Genomic DNA, 2,242 nt, shown 5'->3' with positions numbered 1-2,242 from the left:
CCTGGCTGACTGGGGCGACCCGCTGCGCCCGGCTCCGCCGCGCTTGCGATCGCCCCTAGGCTGGCGGTCATGCGGATTGCCTTGGCGCAGATCCTCAGCGGCACCGATCCGGCAGCCAACCTGCACCTGGTGCGCGAGTACAGCAGCCGGGCCGCCGACGCGGGCGCGACGTTGGTGGTGTTCCCCGAAGCGACCATGTGCCGCTTCGGTGTCCCATTGGGCCCGATCGCCGAGCCGGTCGACGGACCCTGGGCCGACGGGCTGCGCCAGATCGCAGCAGATGCCGGCATCACGGTGATCGCGGGGATGTTCACTCCTGCCGGCGACGGACGCGTCACCAACACGCTGATCGCGGCGGGACCTGCCACCGACGCCCACTACCACAAGATCCACCTCTATGACGCTTTCGGCTTCACCGAATCGCGTACCGTCGCCCCGGGGCGCGAGCCGGTGGTGATCACCGTCGGTGGTGTCGAAGTGGGCTTGACCACGTGCTACGACATCCGGTTCCCCCAGCTCTACATCGAGTTGGCCCGCCGCGGTGCCCAGCTGATCACGGTTAGCGCGTCGTGGGGCTCGGGCCCCGGGAAGCTGGAGCAGTGGACGCTGCTGGCCCGGGCCCGTGCACTGGACTCGACCAGCTACGTCGCCGCGGCCGGTCAGGCCGACCCGGGCCCGACCGACTCCAAGGCGCCGCTGGGGGTGGGGGGCAGCCTGGTGGTATCGCCGTTCGGGGAAGTCGTAGTGGCAGCGGGCGCGCAGCCGCAGCTGGTGCTCGCCGAAGTCGATCTCGACACCGTCGCCGCCGCCCGCGACACGATCGCTGTGCTGCGAAATCAGGCCACCATCCCGCAGGTCGATAAGGCAGAATCGCGCGGGTGACGAATCCGCAAGGGCCGCCGCACGAGGACCCGTCCGAATGGGCCCGTCCAGCAAGCGAGGGTCCGCCTGACCAACCGGCTGACCACGCGGCGCCGTCCGAGGAGCCAACCGGGCAGATGAGTTCCGGTGAGCAACAGCCGCCGGGTGATCGCACGGAACCAGTACCCGGTCAGCCCGAGCCACCTGCGAGCCAGCCGACGCAGGACTACCCGGCAGCGCCTCCACCCGGCCACCCGCAGTACCCGCAGGACTACCCGGCAGCGCCTCCGCCCGGCCACCCGCCGTACCCGCAGGACTACCCGGCTGAGCCGCCGCCTGGTCAGCCGCCCTCGGAAGGCGCGCCAGCACCAGTGAAAACCAAGCGCCGCTTCCTGCGCGACCCGCTGTCGATCGTTCTGGTTGTCGTGATTGTGGTGGCGCTGCTGGTGGCGGGTGTCATCGGAGCCGAGCTGTATGCTCGCCACCGCGCGGACAGCGTGGTGGCCGCGGCCACAGAATGCGTTGTGCAGGACAAGGTGAGCGTGTCGTTCGGCCCCAGCCCGTTCTTGCTGCAGCATCTGACCGGCAATTACCGCGATATCTCGATACAGACGGCGGGCAACCAAATCCGCAGCGCCAAGGGCATGAAGGCCGATATCCACATCGACAAGGTCGATTTGAACGGCAACGCCAACTCGAAGGGCACCATCGGCGCCCTCGACGCCAACGTGACCTGGTCGTCAGAAGGCATCAAGCAAACGGTGCAAGTCGCGGTCCCGCTCTTGGGTGGCCTGGTCAATACCGTGACCACCAACCCTGCAGACGGCACGGTCGAACTCAGGGGTGCGCTGGGTCTGGGCAGTGTCACCGTCAAGCCGCAGGTCGCGAACAACGGGTTGTCGCTGCAGGTGGTCAAAGTGACGGCGCTGGGTACCACGGTGCCGCACGAGACCGCGCAGGCAGCGCTGGACGCCTTCGCGTCCAGCCTGACCAACGACTATCCGCTCGGCATTCACGCCGACACTGTGCAGGTCACCAACGATGGTGTCGCAGCGCATTTTTCGACGCGCAACGCGCCGATTCCCCCCGGCGAATCGGATCCCTGCTTCGCCAAGCTGTAGACCTCATAGACTTCGCTCAGCTCAATGAGGCACAATCGCGCTGGTGACGAATCCGCAAGGGCCTTCCGGCGGCGACCCCTCCGAATGGGCGCGCCCGACCACTCCTGGTCCACGAGCCACTCCTCCGCCCTCGCAGTCGCCAACCCAGCGCATCCCATATCCCGGCCGCCCGCAGGAGCCGCGCCGTCCGCAGGAGCCGCGGCGCCCGGCGGGCCCTCCGCCGCGTCAACCTGGACCGCCGCCGACGTCCCGGCCACAAC

The 2,242-nt window shown here is 68.6% G+C and carries 2 protein-coding genes; both read left to right on the top strand.

The window, feature by feature from the left end; all coding sequences use genetic code 11:
• Positions 1–69: 69 nt before the first annotated feature.
• On the top strand, positions 70–882 hold the full coding sequence (locus ACFE99_RS22115) for a carbon-nitrogen hydrolase family protein (protein ID WP_375488596.1): 813 nt from the start codon (positions 70–72) through the stop codon (positions 880–882).
• Positions 879–1,982, top strand: a complete 1,104-nt coding sequence (locus tag ACFE99_RS22110; protein WP_375488594.1) for an LmeA family phospholipid-binding protein — start codon at positions 879–881, stop codon at positions 1,980–1,982. Before ACFE99_RS22115 ends, ACFE99_RS22110 begins: the two co-directional genes overlap by 4 nt.
• The last annotated feature ends 260 nt before the right edge of the window (positions 1,983–2,242 follow it).

This window comes from uncultured Mycobacterium sp. (assembly GCF_964249325.1).
Lineage (GTDB): Bacteria > Actinomycetota > Actinomycetes > Mycobacteriales > Mycobacteriaceae > Mycobacterium.
The sequence above is the reverse complement of the archived record's forward strand: the minus strand, read 5'-3'. Positions and strand labels throughout refer to the sequence as shown.